This is a genomic window from Luteimonas arsenica (genome assembly GCF_004352825.1).
Taxonomy (GTDB): Bacteria; Pseudomonadota; Gammaproteobacteria; order Xanthomonadales; family Xanthomonadaceae; genus Luteimonas; species Luteimonas arsenica.
In genome coordinates this window covers 711,483-730,524 of the sequence record NZ_SJRW01000002.1, presented here as the reverse complement: position 1 = coordinate 730,524, position 19,042 = coordinate 711,483, and the positions used below count along the sequence as shown (strand labels likewise).

Below are 19,042 nucleotides of genomic sequence, written 5' to 3'. Positions count from 1 at the left end.
CCTAACGCACCAGTGCGGCGGCGGTTGACCGCTAGCGTGCGCGCGGAAACTTCAGCGTGACCCGGGTGCCCTGCCCGGGCGTGCTGTCGATCGAGATCGTCCAGTTGAACCGCCCCGCGAGGCGGCGCACCACCGCGAGGCCGAGGCCCCGGCCGCCCACGTACTGGTCGGCGCGGTAGAACGGTTCGAAGACGCGTTCCAGCACGTCGCGATCCATCCCGACGCCGGTATCGTTGACCTCGACGCGGTCGTCGCCGACGACGACTTCGATGCGGCCGGCAGCGGTGAAGGTGCAGGCATTGCGCACCAGCTGCTCGAGGATCACCGCCATCGCCCGCCGCGACCCGGACAGGACCGGCGCGGCGCGCTCGACCAGCGCCAGGTCGACGACCGCGGAGCTCCCGAGCTCGTCGAGCAGCGTGGCGCCGATGCGGATGGCTTCCGCCGCCACCTCGAGCACCTCGATTTCCTCGGTCGCGACCGGCTCGTCCTCCCGCGCCAGGATCAGCAGGGCATCGACGACCGCCTCCATGTCGCGCGCGGCCACCTGCACCCGGTCCAGCGAGCGCTGCATCCGCGGCGGCAGCTCGGGATCGCGGCGCAGCATGTCGGTCGCCACACGCACCACGGTCAGCGGCGTGCGCAGTTCGTGGCTCGCCTCCCGGGTGAAGTCGCGCTCGCGGCGGATGAACGACTGGCTGCGCTCGGCCAGGCCGCGGATGGCACCGCCCAGCAGCCGGACCTCGCGTCCGACTTCGCCCGGGAGCTGTCCCGGTTCGATGGCACCGAGGTCAGGCTGGCGCGGATCCCAGCGCGCGACCTCGCTCGCCATCGCGGTCACCGGGAGCACCATCCGGCGCGCGATCCGGTAGCTCAGCCAGCTGACGGCGCCGATCGCCCCCATCGCCACCAGGGCCGCGATCACCAGCGACCAGCTGCCCACGCGGTCCATCAGGTGGAAGGTGACCCGCAGGTAGAGCCGGCCGCCGGGACCGTCCTGGACCAGCAGCCGCTGCGACGGCCCGGGTTCGCGCAGCAGGTGGCGGCCGGGCCCTGCCTCGACGAAGGCGGCGGGCACCCCCAGCGCCAGCGCATCGGCGCCCTCGGGCACGAAGTAGCCGTTCACCGACTGCGTCCAGGGCGGCGGATAGGCGGGATCCCGCGCGAGTTCCTGCCAGAAGCGGTCCGCTTCGGCCTGCATCCAGTCGGACGCGATCTGGCCGCGCGCGAACACGGTCGCCACGTACATGCACGTGACGACCGCGATGATCGCCAACACGGCCTGCAGCACGAACACGCGCCGCAGCTTGCGCGGTAGTCCCTGGGGCATCAGCGGATCCGCCGCCCTCAGGCGGGCGGCTGTTCGATGTCGGCGATGCGGTAGCCGGCGCTTTGCACGGTGTGCAGCAGGGGCTTGTCGAAGGGCTTGTCGATGGTCTTGCGCAGGTTGTAGAGGTGGCTACGCAGGGTGTCCGAGTCGGGCAGGCTGTTGCCCCAGATCTCGCGCTCGATCTCCTGGCGGTTCACCACCCGCGGCGATTCGCGCATCAGGATGGTCAGCAGCTTCAGGCCGATCGGCGACAGCTGCAGCTCCGTGCCCGAGCGCGTGGCACGCAGGCTGGCCGGGTCGAGCACCAGGTCGGCGACCTTCAGCACCTCGGATCCCACCTGGCGGCGCTCGCGGCGGATCAGGGCGCGCAGGCGCGCCTCCAGCTCCTGCACCGCGAAGGGCTTGACCAGATAGTCGTCGGCGCCGGCGCCGAGGCCGGTCAGCTTCTCGTCGAGCGTGTCGCGCGCGGTCAGCATCAGCACCGGCGTCGACTTGCGCGCTTCCTCGCGCAGGCGCTTGCAGACTTCGATGCCGTCCAGGCGCGGCAGCATCAGGTCGAGCACCACCACGTCGTAGTTGTTCTCGCTGGCCAGGCGGTAGCCGTCCAGGCCATCGGCGGCGTAGTCGACCTCGAAGCCGCGGCTTTCCAGGTACTCGCCCACCATCTCGGAAATGTTGCGGTTGTCCTCGACGATGAGGACCAGGCCACCGGGTTCCTGCGATCCACGCATTGTGTCCTCCAACGGACGTCTTCAGCTTTGTGAAAGCGTGACCGGAAAACCGTCGAGGCGGCGTGAAGAAAGCGTTGCGGACCCGGGTTCAGAACGGGATCCGGCCGGTGAGGATGTCCTTGAACATCACCCAGTCGCCGGCGAAGGAATAGAAGGGATGGCGGAAGGTGGCCGGGCGGTTCTTCTCGAAGAAGAAATGGCCGACCCAGGCGAAGGCGTAGCCACAGGCCAGGGCGGCCAGCAACCACCACGCGTTGGCGGTTGCCACGGCGATGGCGGCGAACGCCAGCGCGCCGCAGCTGCCGATGAAGTGCAGACGACGCGAGGTGCGATTGCTGTGCTCGTCCAGGTAGAACGGGTAGAACTCGCGGAAGCTGGCGAAGCGGGCCATGGTGCGGTTCCCGGCGGGCCTGCCTCGCATCATGCCTCAGCCGGCGGCGGCGCGCTCGGCGTCCTTGGTACGGCTCCAGTACGCGTCCTGCGCTTCCAGCGGCAGCGAACGCAGCCCCTTGCCTTCGGCCGAGGCCAGCGCCTCCATCGCGCGGAAGCGGCGCTCGAACTTGTGGTTGGCGCGGCGCAGCGCGGCGCCGACATCGACCTTGGCATGTCGCGCGAGGTTCGCGGCCACGAACAGCAGGTCGCCCAGTTCCGCCTCGAGGCGGTCGCGGGCCCCGGCGTCATCCGGCGCGGCAGCGACCGCGTCGAACTCCACGCGCACCTCCTCCAGCTCCTCGAGCAGCTTGTCCATCACCGGCGCCGGCCCCGGCCAGTCGAAGCCGACGCGCGCCGCCCGGTCCTGCAGCTTCACCGCGCGCTGCCACTCCGGCAGCCCGCGCGAGATCCCGGCCAGCGCGGACGTGTCCTCGTCGCCGGCGGCGGCGCGTTCGGCGAGCTTGATCTCCTCCCAGCTCGCGCGCACCGCCTCGGCGTCTTCGCGATCGGCATCGCCGAACACGTGCGGATGCCGCCGCTCCATCTTGTCCGAGATCGCCCGCGCCACGTCATCGAAGCCGAACTCGCCGGCCTCGTCGGCCATCTGCGCATGGAACACCACCTGCAGCAGCAGATCGCCCAGCTCGTCGCGCAGACCGTGCATGTCGCCCCGGTCGATCGCATCGGCCACCTCGTAGGCCTCCTCGATCGTATACGGCGCGATCGTCGAGAAATCCTGCGCCAGATCCCAGGGACACCCGCCCTCCGGATCCCTCAGCCGCGCCATGATCCCCAGCAACCTTTGCAACTGTTCGGACACTTCGGGACTCCTTTGAAAGCTTTTGCCACGGATGGACGCGGATGAACGCGGATTTGCACGGATAAAGCGGAAAAGGCTGAAAAAGCGAAGAGCATTTTTTGCCACGGATTTGCGCGGATTACGCGGATCTGGCTGAGGCCAGTGCCTACACCGTGCTCCGGACCTGCTTATCTCCTTCAGACTGGCTTCCTGCAACAAGACTTGCCTCGGCAAGATCCGCGCAATCCGCGCAAATCCGCGTTCATCCGCGTCCATCCGTGGCAAAACGCTCTTCGACCCACTCTCGCCAAGGCAACCCGGGATCGCCAAGCGCGATGAAGTCGCCGTTGAGGAGGGTGTCGCGCTGGTTGTAGCGGAAGGGGCGGCCCTGGAGGTCGAGGACGCAGCCGCCGGCGGCTTCGAGGATGGCCTGGCCGGCGGCCGTGTCCCATTCGCTGGTCGGGCCCATGCGCGGGTAGGCGTCCATGCCACCTTCGGCAAGCAGGCAGAACTTGAGCGAGGAGCCCAGGCCGATGCTTTCGTGGTCGCCGATACGGGCCAGCAGCGCCGCGGTGCGCGGGTCGAGGTGGGAGCGGCTGGCGGCCACGCGCAGCGGTGTGGTGGCAGGGCGGCGGGTGGCGATGGCGCGCTCGGCGTCGCCGTCGCGGCGGAAGGCGCCCTGCCCCGGCACGCCGTGCCAGATGGCGCCGCTGACCGGCGACTGGATCACGCCGAACACCGCCACGCCATCGTCGATGAGGGCGATGTTGACGGTGAATTCGCCGTTGCGCTTGAGGAACTCGCGGGTGCCGTCGAGCGGGTCGACCAGCCAGTAGCGCGACCAGGCGCGGCGCTCCTCCAGCGTCACTGCGTGCGTCGCTTCCTCGGACAGCACCGGGATATCCGGCGTCAGCTTCGCCAGCCCGGCCACGATGCAGCGGTGCGCGGCCAGGTCGGCGGCGGTCACCGGGCTGTGGTCGGCCTTGGCGCGCACGGCCAGGTCGTCGTCGTGCACGGCCATGATCGCGGCGCCGGCCTCGCGGGCGATGGCGATCACGCCCTCGCGCAGCGCCTCAGCCAGCGGCATGGTGTTCCAGCCAGTCGCGGGCGATGAACAACGCCGCGATCGAGCGGCCTTCGGAGAAGTCCTCGCGCAGGATCAGCTCATGCAGGCGGTCGAGCTTCCATGGCACCACCTCCAGCTCCTCCGGCTCGTCGCCGGGCAGGCGCTCGGGATACAGGTCGCGCGCGACCACGAGGTGGGTGGAGTGGCTCATGTAGGTCGGCGCCAGGGTCAGGCTGCGCAGCACGTCGATGCGTCGCGCGCCGTAGCCGGCCTCTTCCTTCAGCTCGCGGTCGGCGGCCTGCAGGGGGGTCTCGCCGGCGTCGATGCGGCCCTTGACCAGGCCCAGCTCGTAGCGGTGCACGCCGGCGGCGTATTCGCGCACCAGCAGCACGGTCTCGTCGTCGATCAGGGGTACCACCACCACCGCGCCGTGGCCGCGGCCGTGCAGTCGCTCGTAGCGACGACGCTCGCCGTTGCCGAACTCCAGGTCCAGGCGTTCCAGGCGGTAGGGGCCGGCATCGGACTCGGTGACGCCGTGGATTACGGGCAGGCGGCGACTCATGCCCGCGCCCGAGGCGCCCCAGGGGCGATAATGCGGCGATGTCCAACAAATCTTTCCACGATCCCGCCATTCTAGCCGAGGGCGACGCCTGGCGATCCCGCGACCTGTCCGTGCTCTGGCACCCTTGCACGCAGATGCGCGAACACCCCGACACGCTGCCGCTGCTGACGATTTCGCACGGCGACGGCGCCTGGCTGGTCGGCCACGACGGCCGCCGCACCCTTGACGCGGTCAGCAGCTGGTGGACCAACATCCACGGCCACGCCGAACCGCGCATCGCCGAGGCCATCGCGCGGCAGGCACGCAGGCTGGAGCACGTGATCCTGGCCGGCGCCACCCACGAGGGCGCGGTCGAGCTGGCCGAGCGGCTGCTCGCGATCGCGCCGCGCCAGCCCGGCCGCGAGCCGCTGGCCAAGGTGTTCTACGCCGACAACGGCTCGGCCGGGGTCGAGGTCGCGCTGAAGATGGCCTTCCACTGGTACCGCAACCGCGGTGACGAGCCGCGGCGCACGAAGTTCGTCGCGCTCACCAACGGCTACCACGGCGAGACCATCGGCGCGCTCTCCGTCGGCGACATCCCGCTGTACCGGCGCATCTACGCGCCGCTGCTGATGGAGGCGATGTTCGCGCCCTCGCCCGACGCCTGGAACGCGCGACCCGGGCAGTCGGACGAAGCCTGCGCCGAGGAGGCCGCCGATGCGCTCGCGCGCCTGCTCGACGAGCATCCCGGCGAGGTCTGCGCGCTGATCCTGGAGCCACGGCTCCAGTGCGCCGGCGGCATGCGCATGCACCACCCGGTGTACCTCAAGCGCGCGCGCGAACTCTGCGACGTGCACGGCGTGTTCCTCATCGCCGACGAGATCGCCACCGGCTTCGGCCGCACCGGCACGATGTTCGCCTTCGAACAGGCGGGAGTGATGCCCGACCTGATGTGCGTGTCCAAGGGCCTCACCGGCGGCTTCCTGCCGCTGGCCGCGGTGCTGGCCACGCAGTCGATCTACGACGGCTTCCTCGACGACTCGCGAGAGCGCGCCTTCCTGCACTCGCACAGCTACACCGGCAACCCCCTGGCCTGCGCCGCGGCGCTGGCATCGCTCGACATCTTCGAATCCGACGACGTCATCGCCCGCAACCGCGCGACCGCCGCGAAGCTGGCCGAAGCCGCCGCGCCCCTGGCCGCCCTGCCCCACGTCGCCGAGGTCCGCCAGGCCGGCATGGTCGTCGCCTTCGAGCTGGCCCGTGACGGCGACCGCACCACCCCCTTCGCCCCCTCCGAGCGCATCGGCCTGCACGCCTACCGCACCGCCCTCGACCACGGCGTCCTCCTCCGCCCGCTGGGCGACACCCTCTACTGGATGCCTCCCTACTGCATCGACGACGCCCAGATCGGGCTCCTCGCCAGCGCGACGGAGGCGGCTATCGTGGGGGCTACCGGAAAAGCTTTTGCCACGGATTTGCGCGGATGAGGGCGGATTTACGCGGATAGAGCAAAGGCGGGAGAAAAAGCTTTTTGCCACGGATTTACGCGGATTTCGCGGATCTGGCAGAGGCGAGTGCCAGCGCCACGCTCCGCACCTGTTCTCCTTTCTGGATGGGCTTCTCGCAACAATCTTGCCTCGGCCAGATCCGCGAAATCCGCGTAAATCCGTGGCAAAAAAGCTCCTCGCTCTTCAAGCTTTTTCCCTCTTCCCGCCCTTCCCGCTTTATCCGTGCAAATCCGCCCTCATCCGCGTAAATCCGTGGCAAAAAAGGATCTCCCATGCGCCAGAACCGTGAGTACATCGACGCAGCGCTGACGACCGGCGCACGGGTCGCGTTGCCCGAGGCGGCGGCGGCGCATCTGTTGCGGGTGCTGCGGCTGGGCGTGGGCGATGGCTGCGTGCTGTTCAACGGGGATGGCTTCGACTACGACTGCCGGGTCGTGGCCGCGGGCAAGCGGGGCGGCGAGGTCGAGGTGCTGGGTGCGCGGGCGGTCGACCGGGAGTCTTCGCTGCGCATCGTGCTGCTGCAGGGCGTGGCGCGTGGGGAGAAGATGGACTGGATCCTGCAGAAGGCGACCGAACTGGGCGTCGCGGGCTTCGTGCCGGTGAACAGCGAGCGCAGCGAGGTGCGGCTGGACGAGGCGCGCGCGGCCAAGCGGCTGGCGCACTGGCAGGGGGTAGTGGCTTCGGCCTGCGGCCAGAGCGGGCGTGCGGTGGTGCCGCCGGTGGCAGCGCCGACGGGGCTGGCCGAGGCCGCGGCTGCGCTGTCCGTCGATGCGCTGAAGCTGAAGCTGGACCCGACGGCGGACACCAACGTCCGCGGGCTGGCGGATCCGCAAGGGCGCGAGGTGGTGATCGCGATCGGCCCCGAGGGTGGCTGGTCGCCGCGCGATCGCACGGTCCTCGCCGATGCCGGCTTCACCGGGCTGCGGCTGGGGCCGCGCATCCTGCGCACCGAAACCGCGGGCATCGCCGCGATCAGCGCGCTGCAGGCCGCGTTCGGGGATCTCGCCTGAGGACGGAAACGGCGGCGCTCAGGCCGCCATCGCCTCGCGGATCGCGCCTTCGATGGCGTCCACGTCCGGAAGCAGCGCGTGCTCGTTGTTGAGCAACACGCGCATCAGCACCCCCAGCGGCAGTTCGGCCGCGCCTTCGGCGTCGCCTTCGCCGGCGTCGGCCACCAGGGCATCGCGCGACACCGTGACCAGGCGCGGGAAGCCCTTGGTCAGCAGCGCGACGTAAGGCAGGTGGGCGTCGCCGCCCAGGGCCTTCAGTACCACGACCTTGCTGCCCAGGCCGCCGGCTTCCTCGGCGATGCCGGCCAGGCGCGAGAACGAGGCCAGCGGCAGCTGCCAGCCGCGCCAGCGGATGCGGCCCAGCAGCCAGTCCGGCGCGTCGGCCACCGGCTCGGGATCGGCATAGGACAGCACCTCGGCGATCGTGGCGTTGGGCAGCAGCAGGCGCGCGCCCTCGACCTGGATCAGCACGCCGCGGATGTCCTGGATGGCAGGGGAATTCATGGTCGGATCCTCGTCAGGGCCAGCGGTCGATCAGGGCCTGGGCCAGGTCGCCGGGTTCGGCTGTCACCGCACCGCGCCCCACCAGCGCATTGACCGCCGCGGCGTCGTAGCAGCTGTCGGGTGCCTGTGCGAGCACCAGCGCACCGGCCGCGGCCAGCGCCAGCGCGCTGTCGACGTGGCCGGCGTCGGCACCGCTCAGGAACACCAGGGCGCTGTCCGTGGCGACCAGCGAATCGTAGTCGGAACGACTGCCTTCACCGGCGATCGCGAACCGCAGCTTCGAGCGCTCTTCAACCAGCGCGACGTCGGGCGGCAGGAAGTACACCGTCCCGCCCGCGGCCACGCCGTCGGCTTCGGCCAGCGCCACCGGGAGCTGGCTGGCGCGCTGCATCTGCTGCACCAGGCGCTCGTAGCGGCCGCCGTCGAGCTGCAGGCGCACCAGCACCGCGCGCGGGAAGGCTTCGCCCAGGCCGGCCAGGAGCTGGCGGACCGCGTCGGGACCGCCCAACCCCGCTTCGACGACCACTGCGCCGCGCAGCTGGCCGTGGCCATAGCTGTCGGGATCGGCCAGGGACAGGCCGTCCAGACGGGACTCGAAGGCACCGGGATCGACTTCGGCCGCGGGTTCGCGGCTCGTGATCGGAGCATCGTCGTCGACCAGCGAAAGGCCGGACAGACGCGCGTCGAGCGCTTCCAGGTCGATCGCGCCGGTGTCGCTGCGCGTGGCCAGCGGGGAGTCGTCCTCGGCCAGGGACATGTCTTCCAGGTCCGCCACCGGGGGCGGCGCGTCGTCGTCGCCCTGGAGCGCGGCGGTCGAGGACGCAAGCAGTTCGGCCAGGGCTGGATCGTCCGCCAGGCTGCCTTCTTCGCTGTCTGCGGACGACGACCAGTCCATGTCCTCGGCGGCCAGCAGGCCAGCAGGCGGTTCCTGCGGGTCGTCCATCGATTCCGGCGCCGCATCGAAGGATTCGCCACGCGGCACTTCGGCGGCGAGGTCCTGCGCGGCGCCGGCCATCGCGGTGAAGTCCACGCTTCCCGGATCGAAGTCGCGTTCGGGCAGCGCGCCCGGTTCAGGGTGCACGGCATCCGAGGATTCGGTGCCCGGCGGCAGCACATCCTGATGGCCATTGAGCTTGGCAGCCAGGTGGCGCGCCCAGCGCGCGGCGTCCCAGCCGTCGCGGGATGCGGCGACCTCGGCCTCGTCGAACATCACCAGCACGGCGGGGTCCGACAGCAGCGCGTCGTAGCGTTCCAGCGCATCCTCGATCGCCGGTTCGAGTGCGACCAGTACCGCACCGGGCCGCAGCGCGAGGATATCGCCGGGATCGCCTTCGGACGGGTCGACCGAACGCACAAGGTCGGCGCCCGCGTCGGCCAGGGCCGACTCCAGGCGCTGGCGCGCTTCGCCCGCGCGCGCCAGCAGCAGCACCCGCACCGGATTGGCAGCCTGCTCAGCCATGGCGCGCGGTCTTCAGCAGGTCGTTGACGTTGCGCAGGAGTTCGTTCTCCTGGTACGGCTTGCCCAGGTAGCGCTCCACGCCGATGTCGAAGGCGCGCTGGCGGTGCTTCTCGCCGGTACGCGAGGTGATCATGATGATCGGGACGTTGCGCAGGCGCGGGTCGGCCTTCATCGCGGTCGCAAGCTCGTAACCGTCCATCCGCGGCATCTCGATGTCGAGCAGCATGAGGTCGGGCACGCGCTCGACCATGCGCTCCAGCGCGTCGATGCCGTCCTTCGCGGTCGAGACCTCGAAGTTGTTGCGCTCCAGCACGCGACCGGTGACCTTGCGCATGGTGATCGAGTCGTCGACCACCATGACCAGGGGCACCCGGCGCTGCTCCGACTGCTCCACCGGCGCGGCATCGCGCGGCACGGCGACCTGCTGGCGGCGCACCAGCGGCGCGACGTCCAGGATCACGACCACGCTGCCGTCACCCATGATGGTGGCGCCGAAGATGCCCGGCACCGACGCGACCTGCGGGCCGACCGGCTTCACCACGATCTCGCGGTTGCCCATGATCTGGTCCACGGCCACCGCCACGCGCAGGTCGCCGGAGCGGATCAGCAGCAGCGGCATCTGCAGGTGGCCCTCGGCGCGGGCGGCGGCATGGCCGACCAGACCACCGAGGTCATGCACGGCATAGTCTTCGCCGCCGTAGGAATAGCTCGCGGCTTCCTTCTCGAAATCCTCGCGCGCGATACGGCCCACGCCACGAACCGAGGCGATCGGCACCGCGAAGCTGGTTTCGCCGATCTTGACGAACACCGCCTGGGTCACCGCCAGTGTCTGCGGCAGGCGCATGGTGAAGGTGGTGCCCCTGCCGCGCTCGGTGGCGATGTCGAGCGCGCCGCCGAGCTGGCGGACTTCGCTGGCGACCACGTCCATGCCGACGCCGCGGCCAGCCAGGCGACTGACTTCGTCGGCGGTGGAGAAGCCAGGCTGGAAGATCAGGGTGTCCAGGTCGCTGTCGGCCAGCACCGCGTCGTCGCGAATCAGGCCGCGCTCGATGCCGCGGCGACGGATCGCCTCCCGGTCCAGGCCAGCGCCGTCGTCGGCGACCTCCAGCACGACTTCGGAACCTTCGCGGCGGACCGCGATGCGCACCGAGCCTTCGTCGGCCTTGCCGGCATCGCGACGCTGGCCCGGCTTCTCGAGACCGTGGGCCACCGCGTTGCGGAGCATGTGCTCCAGCGGCGCGGTCATGCGCTCGAGCACGTTGCGGTCGAGTTCGCCCTGGGCGCCGTCGAGCTTGAGCTGGGCGTGCTTGCCGGTCTCCGACGCGGCCTGGCGGACCACGCGGCGCAGGCGCGGCACCAGCGAGTCGAAGGGCACCATGCGCGTGCGCATGAGGCCTTCCTGCAGGTCGGAGCTGACGCGCGACTGCTGCAGCAGCAGGGTTTCGTACTGGCGGGTCAGGTCGTCGAGCGTGCCCTGCAGGCTCGAAAGGTCGGCCGCGGACTCCGCCAGCGCGCGCGAAAGCTGCTGCAGGGTCGAGAAGCGGTCGAGCTCGAGTGGATCGAAGGTCGCGTCCGCGGTTTCCTGCTCGCGCTGGTAGCGGGCGATGATCTGCGCTTCGGTCTCGATGTCGAGGCGGCGGAGCTGGTCGCGCAGACGCATGTTCGTCTGCTCCATCTCGCCCATCGCGCCGCGGAAGGCACCGAGCTGCTGCTCCAGGCGGGCGCGATAGATGGCGACCTCACCGGCGTAGTTGACCAGGCGGTCGAGCAGGTCGGCGCGAATGCGCACCTGTTCCTGCGGCGCGCGGATGGCGATGTCGTCGTCGTCGACCAGGGGCGCGTCGCTGATCGGCGCGGTGAGCGGCGCAAGCTCGACCTTCGGCGCCGGCACGCGCGCGCCGGGCGAGGCGATCGCCTCGGGCGTCAGGTCCTCGCCGCGGGCCCGGGTGTCGAACGCGTCGATCAGGGCCTGCGAGGGACTGATCGCGCGACGTTCGCCGACGCGGGTGAGCATGGCATGGAGGCGATCGAAACCGCGCTCCAGCAGCGGAACGTCGCTGCGGGCGAGGTCGAAGCGCTGCTCCGACACTCCTTCCAGCAGCGACTCCATGGAGTGCCCGAGTTCGCCGATCGCGAACAGGCCCGCCATGCGCGCGCCGCCCTTGAGGGTATGCAGGTCGCGCTGCAGGCCCACCAGGGATTCGCGGTCGTCGGCGGATTCCCGGAGGTTGGCGAGCAGGCCGTCGGAGTGGTCGAGCAGGTCGCGCCCTTCCTCCACGAAGATGTCGACCAGTTCGGCATCCAGGCCAGTGAAGTCGAACTCGGCGTCGGGATCCTCGTCGGTCGGGATGGCGGCCAGCATCGCGGCGCTGGCCGCGGCGACGGCGCGATCCTGCTCCATGCGTTCGTGGGCGAGGCGTTCGGCTTCGGCGCGCTCGGCATCGAGGCGCTCTGTTTCGAGACGTTCGGCTTCTGCGCGTTCGGCTTCTGCGCGTTCGGCTTCTGCGCGTTCGGCTTCGAGGCGTTCGGCTTCGAGGCGTTCGGCTTCGGCACGCTCGGCTTCCAGGCGCTCGGCCTCGAGACGCTCGGCTTCGGCACGCTCGGCTTCCAGACGTTCGGCCTCCAGACGCTCGGCTTCGGCACGTTCGGTTTCCAGGCGCTCTGCTTCGAGACGCTCGGCCTCCAGACGCTCCAGCTCCAGGATCTGTGCTTCCAGTTCAGCCAGTTCAATACGCTCGGCTTCAACGCGTTCGGCTTCGAGACGTTCTGCTTCAACGCGTTCCGCTTCGAGGCGCTCGGCTTCGACACGCTCCGCTTCAAGACGCTCGGTCTCGAGACGCTCTGCTTCAACGCGTTCCGCCTCGAGGCGCTCGGCTTCGAGACGTTCTGCTTCAACACGCTCCGCTTCAAGACGCTCGGCCTCGAGACGTTCTGCTTCAACACGCTCCGCTTCGAGGCGCTCGGCTTCGAAACGTTCAGCCTCAACACGCTCCGCTTCCAGGCGCTCGGCTTCGAGACGTTCTGCTTCAACGCGTTCCGCTTCGAGGCGCTCGGCTTCGACCCGTTCTGCTTCAACGCGTTCGGCTTCGAGACGCTCAGCCTCAACACGCTCAGCCTCAACACGCTCAGCCTCAAGACGCTCGGCTTCAACACGCTCCGCTTCGAGACGCTCGGCGTTTCCACCATCCACGTCGCCCGCGCCGACGAAGCCGGCGTATGCGGTCATGTCGACATCGACCAGTTCCGGCGTCGCGGCTTCCAGCGCGGCAACCGGTTCTTCACCCGCGTCCTCGCCCGCCAGCGCGGCGAAGTCCATCGGAGCCGGCTCCGGCAGGCCGTCGCGCAGCGCCACCAGGCGCGCAGCCAGTGCCGCGGCCACAGGAACCTGCGGGGTCGCCGACTGCAGGCCGGCAATCGCGGCGCGTGCCACGGTGGCGAGCTCGCCAATGGCAGCCACGCCTTCGGACGAGGCCGGGCTGCCGGCAGCGACCATGCGCCGCACGTAGCCTTCGCCGGGGGTCAGCGCCTGCGCGACCGTCGGCAGCTCGGTCATGGCGAAGGCGCCGTTCATCGTGTGCAGCGCACGCAGCAGTTCCTCGGAGGCCTGCGCCTGTCCCGCGGACGCACGGGTCACCCATGCATCGACGGTCACCAGGTGGCCGGCGACCTCCGCGTCGAGGATCTCCAGAAGCAGGGCGTCGACCGAGGCCGGCACCATGTCCAGCTGCGCCGCCTCCGCATCCGTCGTGGCGTCGGCCACCGGCTCGGTGGGTGTCTCGACCGGTGTGGCGAACGCCTCGACCGGCATGGGAGCATCCGGCTCGACGGGCGCTGGCGCCATCGGCGCCGTTGGCGCCACCGTTGCGAGACTGACAACCTCCTCCGGCATGCCCTCGTCGCCGTCGGCGATGCGGTCCGCGGAGGCATGCATGCGCTGCAGGTCCGCCTGCACGGCACCGTCGCCGCGCAGGGCCGCCTGCAGCTGCGGCAGGGTGTAGAACGCCTGGTCGACCATGGCGACCACGGCGGGGCTCGCCGGACGCGTGCCATCGAGCACGCGGTTGAGCATGTTCTCGACCTTCCAGCTGAACTCGCCCAGGGTGCGCGCGCCGACCAGGCGGCCGCTGCCCTTCAGGGTGTGGAACACGCGGCGGATCGGGCGCAGGCGCTCCAGGTCCTCCGGCTGTGCACGCCACAGCGGCAGCAGCTGGTCGAGGTTGTCGATCTCCTCGGCGAACTCCTCGAGGAAGACCTCGCGGATCTCGTCGTCGATCTCGTCGCCGGTGATCTCGAAACCGTCCTGCCCCGAGGGCGCAGGCGCTGCGGGAGCCTCGGCGGACGGCTCCGGCGCGGTGGCGGCATCGGCGCCGCCGCGGTCGATCAGCGCGGCCACCGTGCGTTCGATGTCGGCCTCGCTCACCACCGGCGGTGGCGGCGGCGCTTCGGCCGCCAGCGGGGCCTGTTCCGGCAGGCGCTCGGCCGGCAGCGGCCAGTAGCCCAGGCTTTCCAGGCTGTGGCGGCTGACGTCGAGGATCTCGTCGCGGTTGAAGCGGTTCTCGCGCAGCGCCTCAAGGTAGTACTCAAGGCTTGCCAGCGCGTCGGCGAAGGTGTCGAGCTGGCGGCCGTTGGGCACGCGGCGGCTGCCGATCAGCTCATCCTCGATGTAGCGACGGACGCCGGTCAGGTAGGCCGCTGGCTGCGGCAGTTCGAGCATCTGCAGCGCACCAGACACCTCGCGCAGCAGACGCGGCACCTCGGCGAGCTCGCCGTGGTCCCAGCCGGTCTCGATGAAGGCCACGAAGGCCTGCCGGGCGTCGGCGAAGTTGGCGATCGCCTCGCGCGCGAGCACGTCGAGCACCTTCCCGGCCTCGCCGGCGGCGAGGTCGCCCTGCTCGGGCGCGTCCTGGTCGCTGGCGCCAAGGCGCGCGACCTGGTCGTCGAGGGTGGCATCGACATAGAGCAGCGCGCCGGCGACGTCGAGCAACGCGCCCTCGTCGGCGGGCTTGCGGCCGTCGACGATGTCGGCCATGGCCGTGCGCTGCTGGTCCACCACGCCACGGGCCACGCCCAGGCCGAGCATGCCCAGGGTGTCGGCGACGCGACCCAGGGCCTCGACCTGCGGCGAGAGCCGCGACAGGTCGGATTCGCCCGTGCGCAGGTGCAGGTCGAGCGCGTCCTTGACCCGGAGCAGGTCTTCCTTGACCGCGGCGGCCACGGTGTCGAGCAGCGCGCGGTTGCGGCCGCTCATGCTGCCCTGGGCGTGGCTGATCTCGGAATCGGTCGGCAGCTGCTGCTGCAGGTCGAAGGTGTCGTGCAGCGCGCGCAGCGCGGCATGGTCGGTGCTGGCGTGTGCGACGTGGTACAGCAGCTGTCGGGTCGGCTCGAGCGCGGACTCCGCGCGCGGGACCCCGAAGCCGTCGTCTTCGAACAGGCGACGCGATTCGCGCTCGACGCTGCCGAAGGCCTGGCGCAGCGCCGGCGTCGCGTCCACCGCGCCATCGGCCACGGCCGTGGCCACCGACGAGGCTACCCACAGCATGCGGCGGGCCTGTTCGGCCTCGACGTGCGGCAGCAGGGCGTCGAGCGCCGATGCCAGGGCAGCGGCGTCGGCGGGCGCGCCGCCCTCGGGCCAGGCACCCATCGCGGCACGCAGGTCGGCGAGCAGCGGCTGTGCGCGCGCGTTGCGGACCGGGGCCGGGTCGTTGGCGACTGCGGCCGGCGCCAGGTCGCCCGGCAACGGACGCTGCAGGTCGGGCGCGAACAGCACGCTTTCCGACAGCCCCGCTTCACCGCGCGCGGCGCGCAGGTCGTTGAGCAGCGGCAACAGGACGATCGGGATGTCCTTGTGCCCGCTCTGCAGGCGCTCCAGGTAGTCGGGAAGCAGCACCACGCCGCGCATCAGCATCGCGCAGGCGCTGTCGCGGTCGGCCACGGCGCCTTCCTGCAGCGCCTGGGCCAGCCGCTCCATTTCCTCGGCCACCATCGCCGGCGCATACAGCTCGACCATGCGCAGCGTGCCCTGCACCTGGTGCAGGTAGCCCGCGCAGAAGCGCATGCGGCTGGTGTCGGTGGGGTCGGCGGCGAAGTCCTCGATCTCGATCCGCGCCTGGCGCAGGGTCTCGTCGAGCTCCGGCTTGACCCAGCCGAGCGTGGTGTAGTCGATCGCGTCGCGCAATGCGGTCATCGGTCTGCGCTTCAGGCCGGCAGCTTGAAGTCGGCGACCGAGCGACGAAGGTCGGCCGCGAGTTGCGCCAGGTTTCCAATCGACGCAGCGGTCTGGTTGGCACCCTGCGAGGTCTGCGCGGTGATCGACTGGATGGTGTTCATCGTCTCGGTGATGTTCGACGCCGCGGCGGACTGCTGCTGCGAGGCGCTGGAGATGCCTTCAATCAGCGCCGCGAGGCTGGTCGACACGTTTTCGATCTCGCCCAGCGCGGTACCGGCGTCCTCGGCCAGGCGCGCACCGGCGACCACCTCGGAGGTCGTCTGCTCCATCGAGCTGACGGCCTCGTTGGTATCGGCCTGGATGGTCTCGACGAGGGTTTCGATTCGCTTGGTCGCGTTGGAAGCGCGTTCGGCGAGTCGCTGCACTTCGTCGGCCACGACCGCGAAGCCGCGGCCCGCCTCGCCCGCCGACGCCGCCTGGATGGCCGCGTTCAGCGCGAGGATGTTGGTCTGTTCCGAGATGTCGTTGATCAGTTCAACGATCGAGCCGATCTCCTGCGAGCTCTCGCCCAGGCGCTTGATGCGCTTGGAGGTTTCCTGGATCTGGCCGCGGATCGAGTCCATGCCGGCGATCGTCTCGCGCACCACGCCCGCGCCCTTGGTCGCGATCTGCACCGAGCGCTGCGCCACGTCCGCGGATTCGGCGGAGTTGCGCGACACCTGGTTGATGGACTGCGCCATCTCGTTGATGCGGTCGGAGGCGGAGTTGATCTCCTGCGCCTGGTGCTCGGCGGCCTCGGCCAGGTGCATGGCGGTGGCCTGCGTCTCCTGGGCGCTGGACGCGACCTGCACCGAGGTGTCGTTGATGGTCTGCACCAGGCTGCGCAGCTGCTCGACGGCGAAGTTGATCGAGTCCGCGATGGCGCCGGTCATGTCCTCGGTCACCGTCGCCTTGACCGTCAGGTCGCCTTCCGCGAGCGAGCCCATTTCGTCCAGCAGGCGCATGATCGCCTCCTGGTTGCGGTTGTTGAGCTCCATCGTGGTTTCGTAGCGCTCGCGGCGGTCGCGGCTGAGTTCGCGCATCAGGCCGACCAGGGCGGCGGCGGCGAGCACGAGGAAGGCGATCGAGATCCAGATGTTGCCGAGGATCGAGGTGTCCTTCAGCGAACCGAAGGCGGTAAGGGCCTGGAACAGCGACTCGCTGTCGGAAAGCAGCTTGTCGGAGCCGGTGGTCAGCGACGCCGACGCGGACTGCGCGCTGAAGAGGTTCTGGGAGCTGGACAGGATCGCGTCCAGGTCCTTCTTCATTTCCTCCCACTGCGAGTTCGCCTGGGCCAGCGCGGCCAGCGCGGCGGAGTTCGACAGCGGCTGCACGTTCATCGCCTCGTCGCCCGAACGCAGGCCGGTAAGCACCTGCTCGAACACGCCCGCGTCGCGGGCCAGCGCGTCGCCGGCCACGGAGGCGCCGGCACCGCCGGCCTGGATCTCGGTGACGCGGCGCGCCATGGTCGAGGCCAGCACCACCTCGCGCAGGGCGATGTAGATCTGCGACGACGGCGAACCGCTGGCCGACATCGCGCGCACCACCTCGTCGAGCTGTGCCTGCAGCTGCGGCACGCCCTGGGTGAAGCGCTGGGCGTTGCCGGCGAAGGCCACGACCGCGCCTTCGCTGGCGATCACCTGCTCGGCGTTGGCCGCCAGCGGCTCCCAGGTCGCGGCGACGGTGCGGATCTCGCCGGCGACGTCGGCGGTGCCGCCGAAGTTGTTGACCAGCTGCGCGATATCGCTGTCGATGGCGGCCTTGGTGGCCTTGAACGCCGCGTAGGACTCGGTGCTGCCGTCGACCGCCTCCCGGCCCTGGTTGGCCAGCCGCTGCGAGTTCACCTGCAGGGCCGAGGCGGCCGTGCTGGCGCCACCCAGGCGCGACGCCTTCGTCATGGCGTAGATGGTGTTGCCTGCGAATATGGCCAGCGAGACCACCAGCAGCCAGATCCAGACCTTGGCGCCGATGGTCCGGCCCTTGCCGGTCTCGTTGTCGATGACGTTGCTCATGGGTTTACCTCTGGCCTGTCTGTTGCGGCATCAGGCCGCTGCTTGTCTGAATTCGGGAGTGCGGGACAGCCGGTCGAGGCTGAACACGCCCCAGGCATGGCCGCCCACCTTGTAGGCGCGGTCGATGAAGCCGGAATAGCGGCCTTCCGCAATGGCTTCGTGGGCCGACTGCTGCTCCTCGAGGAAGCTGCGCTGGCCGAAGAGCTCGTCGATGGTCACCGCGACGTTGCCGCCGGGCTGCCGGACCACGAGCACGCGCTGCCCCTCGTGGATCACCGTGCGCTCGCCCTCGAGGAACAGGCGCAGGTCGACGACCGGCAGCAGGGTGCCGCGGATGTTGGCCACGCCGAGCATCCACGACTGCGCGCCGGGCACCGGGGTCAGCTGCGGGAGCGGCAGGATCTCCAGCACCTCGTCGAAGCCGGAGGCCAGCAGGTGCGAACCCACGCGGTAGCCGACGCCGCGCCACAGGCCCGGTGCATCGAGCTGCTCGGGCAGGCCGACCACGTGCGCGAGGCTGCGCTCCTCGAAGCCGGCCAGCACGTCGAACGGCTGTTCCGGCCCCGCGTGCGATGGCGCCTGCGCCTGCGCGGATCGCCGATGGGCGTTGCGCTTGCCCACTTCAGCCGCCCAGCAGCGCGTTGATGCGCTCGACGAGGTCGGACTCGACCGGCGGCTTGACCACGTAGCCCCGGGCGCCCTGGCGCATGCCCCAGGCCTTGTCGGTCTCCATGCCCTTGGTGCTCACGATCAGCACCGGGATGGCGGAGGTGGCGGCGTCGCGGGACAGCGCGCGGGTGGCCTGGAAGCCGTTCATGCCGGGCAGCACCACGTCCATCAGGACGAGGTCGGGCAGCTCGGCGCGCGCGGTCTCGATGCCGTCCTCGGCGTTGGAACGGGACAGCACCTCGTGCCCGTTGCGCTCCAGGAGCTGGGTCAGCACCGCGGTGTCTGTCGGCGAATCCTCGATCAACAGGATTTTTGCCATGTGTACCTGTCCCCCCGGTCAGGCGTTGACGTGCGTTCGGATCGCGTCGAGGAGTTCCTCGCGCGTGAAAGGTTTGGTGACGTACTGCTCGGAGCCGACGATGCGGCCGCGCGCCTTGTCGAACAGGCCGTCCTTCGAGGACAGCATGATCACCGGCGTCTGCTTGAACAGCTGGTTGTTCTTGATCAGCGCGCAGGTCTGGTAGCCATCCAGGCGCGGCATCATGATGTCGACGAAGATGATCTGCGGCCGCTGGTCGGCGATCTTGGCCAGCGCTTCGAAGCCATCGGTGGCAGTGACCACGTCTGCGCCTTCGCGACGCAGCAGGGTCTCTGCAGTGCGGCGGATGGTCTTCGAGTCATCGATCACCATCACGCGCAGGCCGTCGAGATTGCCGGCGCGGCTTTGGTCCTGCGTCATCGTGTCTCCCCGGTGCATGTGGCCTACACTTCGCGGC

General features: G+C 70.1%; 15 protein-coding genes and 2 pseudogenes. 3 read left to right on the top strand and 14 right to left on the bottom strand.

The window, feature by feature from the left end:
- Positions 1 to 31 precede the first annotated feature (31 nt).
- The 6 genes from E2170_RS10835 to nudE all read right to left on the bottom strand — a co-directional run bounded on the left by E2170_RS10835 (position 32) and on the right by nudE (position 4,920).
- A complete protein-coding gene (locus E2170_RS10835; RefSeq protein WP_133000661.1) occupies positions 32 to 1,330 on the bottom strand; it encodes a sensor histidine kinase in 1,299 nt (432 codons plus the stop codon).
- 17 nt (positions 1,331 to 1,347) lie between these two features.
- Positions 1,348 to 2,061 carry a response regulator transcription factor gene (locus E2170_RS10830; RefSeq protein ID WP_133000660.1) on the bottom strand — a complete coding sequence of 238 codons (714 nt, stop codon included), beginning with the start codon at positions 2,059 to 2,061 and terminating at the stop codon, positions 1,348 to 1,350.
- A gap of 88 nt (positions 2,062 to 2,149) precedes the next feature.
- A complete protein-coding gene (locus tag E2170_RS10825; RefSeq protein ID WP_133000659.1) occupies positions 2,150 to 2,452 on the bottom strand; it encodes an Mpo1-like protein in 303 nt (100 codons plus the stop codon).
- A gap of 36 nt (positions 2,453 to 2,488) precedes the next feature.
- Positions 2,489 to 3,313 carry a nucleoside triphosphate pyrophosphohydrolase gene (gene mazG / locus E2170_RS10820; RefSeq protein ID WP_279432868.1) on the bottom strand — a complete coding sequence of 275 codons (825 nt, stop codon included), beginning with the start codon at positions 3,311 to 3,313 and terminating at the stop codon, positions 2,489 to 2,491.
- Positions 3,314 to 3,554: 241 nt separating this feature from the next.
- The gene (gene cysQ, locus E2170_RS10815) at positions 3,555 to 4,379 is read right to left on the bottom strand and encodes a 3'(2'),5'-bisphosphate nucleotidase CysQ (RefSeq protein WP_133000657.1); all 825 of its coding nucleotides are present in this window, start codon (positions 4,377 to 4,379) and stop codon (positions 3,555 to 3,557) included.
- Positions 4,366 to 4,920, bottom strand: a complete 555-nt coding sequence (nudE, locus tag E2170_RS10810) for an ADP compounds hydrolase NudE (protein ID WP_133000656.1) — start codon at positions 4,918 to 4,920, stop codon at positions 4,366 to 4,368. Before nudE ends, cysQ begins: the two co-directional genes overlap by 14 nt.
- Before the next feature lie 38 nt (positions 4,921 to 4,958).
- On the opposite strand from nudE, the gene bioA reads away from it, so the two are divergent.
- Positions 4,959 to 6,386 (top strand): adenosylmethionine--8-amino-7-oxononanoate transaminase, encoded by a 1,428-nt coding sequence (bioA, locus tag E2170_RS10805; RefSeq protein ID WP_133000655.1) that lies wholly within the window; start codon positions 4,959 to 4,961, stop codon positions 6,384 to 6,386.
- 293 nt (positions 6,387 to 6,679) lie between these two features.
- Positions 6,680 to 7,417 (top strand): 16S rRNA (uracil(1498)-N(3))-methyltransferase, encoded by a 738-nt coding sequence (locus E2170_RS10800; protein WP_133000654.1) that lies wholly within the window; start codon positions 6,680 to 6,682, stop codon positions 7,415 to 7,417.
- Between the two features lie 18 nt (positions 7,418 to 7,435).
- Here the strand turns inward: E2170_RS10800 and E2170_RS10795 are convergent, their stop codons facing one another.
- From E2170_RS10795 to E2170_RS14260, 3 genes and pseudogenes are all read right to left on the bottom strand, one after another.
- A complete protein-coding gene (locus tag E2170_RS10795; RefSeq protein WP_133000653.1) occupies positions 7,436 to 7,921 on the bottom strand; it encodes a chemotaxis protein CheW in 486 nt (161 codons plus the stop codon).
- Positions 7,922 to 7,934: 13 nt separating this feature from the next.
- Positions 7,935 to 9,380 (bottom strand): chemotaxis protein CheB, encoded by a 1,446-nt coding sequence (locus E2170_RS10790; protein ID WP_133000652.1) that lies wholly within the window; start codon positions 9,378 to 9,380, stop codon positions 7,935 to 7,937.
- A pseudogene (locus E2170_RS14260) lies at positions 9,373 to 11,664 on the bottom strand (response regulator); the annotation flags it as partial. The gene E2170_RS10790 and the pseudogene E2170_RS14260, both read right to left, overlap by 8 nt.
- A gap of 167 nt (positions 11,665 to 11,831) precedes the next feature.
- On the opposite strand from E2170_RS14260, the gene E2170_RS14255 reads away from it, so the two are divergent.
- Positions 11,832 to 13,253: a pentapeptide repeat-containing protein gene (locus E2170_RS14255; protein WP_425477876.1), complete on the top strand. Its 1,422-nt coding sequence runs from the start codon at positions 11,832 to 11,834 to the stop codon at positions 13,251 to 13,253.
- A gap of 130 nt (positions 13,254 to 13,383) precedes the next feature.
- On the opposite strand, the pseudogene E2170_RS14250 reads toward E2170_RS14255, so the two are convergent.
- From E2170_RS14250 to pilG, 5 genes and pseudogenes are all read right to left on the bottom strand, one after another.
- Positions 13,384 to 15,564 (bottom strand): annotated as a pseudogene (locus E2170_RS14250) (FimL-related protein); the annotation flags it as partial.
- A gap of 11 nt (positions 15,565 to 15,575) precedes the next feature.
- Positions 15,576 to 17,597 (bottom strand): methyl-accepting chemotaxis protein, encoded by a 2,022-nt coding sequence (locus E2170_RS10780; protein WP_133000650.1) that lies wholly within the window; start codon positions 17,595 to 17,597, stop codon positions 15,576 to 15,578.
- A 30-nt stretch (positions 17,598 to 17,627) separates the two neighbouring features.
- Complete coding sequence (locus tag E2170_RS10775) at positions 17,628 to 18,140, bottom strand: chemotaxis protein CheW (RefSeq protein ID WP_243708185.1); 513 nt, start codon at positions 18,138 to 18,140, stop codon at positions 17,628 to 17,630.
- Positions 18,141 to 18,219: 79 nt separating this feature from the next.
- Complete coding sequence (locus E2170_RS10770; protein WP_133000648.1) at positions 18,220 to 18,585, bottom strand: response regulator; 366 nt, start codon at positions 18,583 to 18,585, stop codon at positions 18,220 to 18,222.
- Between the two features lie 18 nt (positions 18,586 to 18,603).
- On the bottom strand, positions 18,604 to 19,005 hold the full coding sequence (gene pilG, locus E2170_RS10765) for a twitching motility response regulator PilG (RefSeq protein ID WP_133000647.1): 402 nt from the start codon (positions 19,003 to 19,005) through the stop codon (positions 18,604 to 18,606).
- Between the last annotated feature and the right edge of the window lie 37 nt (positions 19,006 to 19,042).

Excerpts from the sequence above, each read along its gene's own strand:
- bioA (WP_133000655.1), top strand. The coding sequence starts at position 4,959 with ATGTCCAACAAATCTTTCCACGATCCCGCCATTCTAGCCGAGGGCGAC.
- E2170_RS10795 (WP_133000653.1), bottom strand. The coding sequence starts at position 7,921 with ATGAATTCCCCTGCCATCCAGGACATCCGCGGCGTGCTGATCCAGGTC.
- E2170_RS10800 (WP_133000654.1), top strand. The coding sequence starts at position 6,680 with ATGCGCCAGAACCGTGAGTACATCGACGCAGCGCTGACGACCGGCGCA.
- E2170_RS10825 (WP_133000659.1), bottom strand. The coding sequence starts at position 2,452 with ATGGCCCGCTTCGCCAGCTTCCGCGAGTTCTACCCGTTCTACCTGGAC.
- cysQ (WP_133000657.1), bottom strand. The coding sequence starts at position 4,379 with ATGCCGCTGGCTGAGGCGCTGCGCGAGGGCGTGATCGCCATCGCCCGC.
- pilG (WP_133000647.1), bottom strand. The coding sequence starts at position 19,005 with ATGACGCAGGACCAAAGCCGCGCCGGCAATCTCGACGGCCTGCGCGTG.
- E2170_RS10835 (WP_133000661.1), bottom strand. The coding sequence starts at position 1,330 with ATGCCCCAGGGACTACCGCGCAAGCTGCGGCGCGTGTTCGTGCTGCAG.
- E2170_RS10770 (WP_133000648.1), bottom strand. The coding sequence starts at position 18,585 with ATGGCAAAAATCCTGTTGATCGAGGATTCGCCGACAGACACCGCGGTG.
- E2170_RS10830 (WP_133000660.1), bottom strand. The coding sequence starts at position 2,061 with ATGCGTGGATCGCAGGAACCCGGTGGCCTGGTCCTCATCGTCGAGGAC.
- E2170_RS10780 (WP_133000650.1), bottom strand. The coding sequence starts at position 17,597 with ATGAGCAACGTCATCGACAACGAGACCGGCAAGGGCCGGACCATCGGC.
- nudE (WP_133000656.1), bottom strand. The coding sequence starts at position 4,920 with ATGAGTCGCCGCCTGCCCGTAATCCACGGCGTCACCGAGTCCGATGCC.
- E2170_RS10790 (WP_133000652.1), bottom strand. The coding sequence starts at position 9,380 with ATGGCTGAGCAGGCTGCCAATCCGGTGCGGGTGCTGCTGCTGGCGCGC.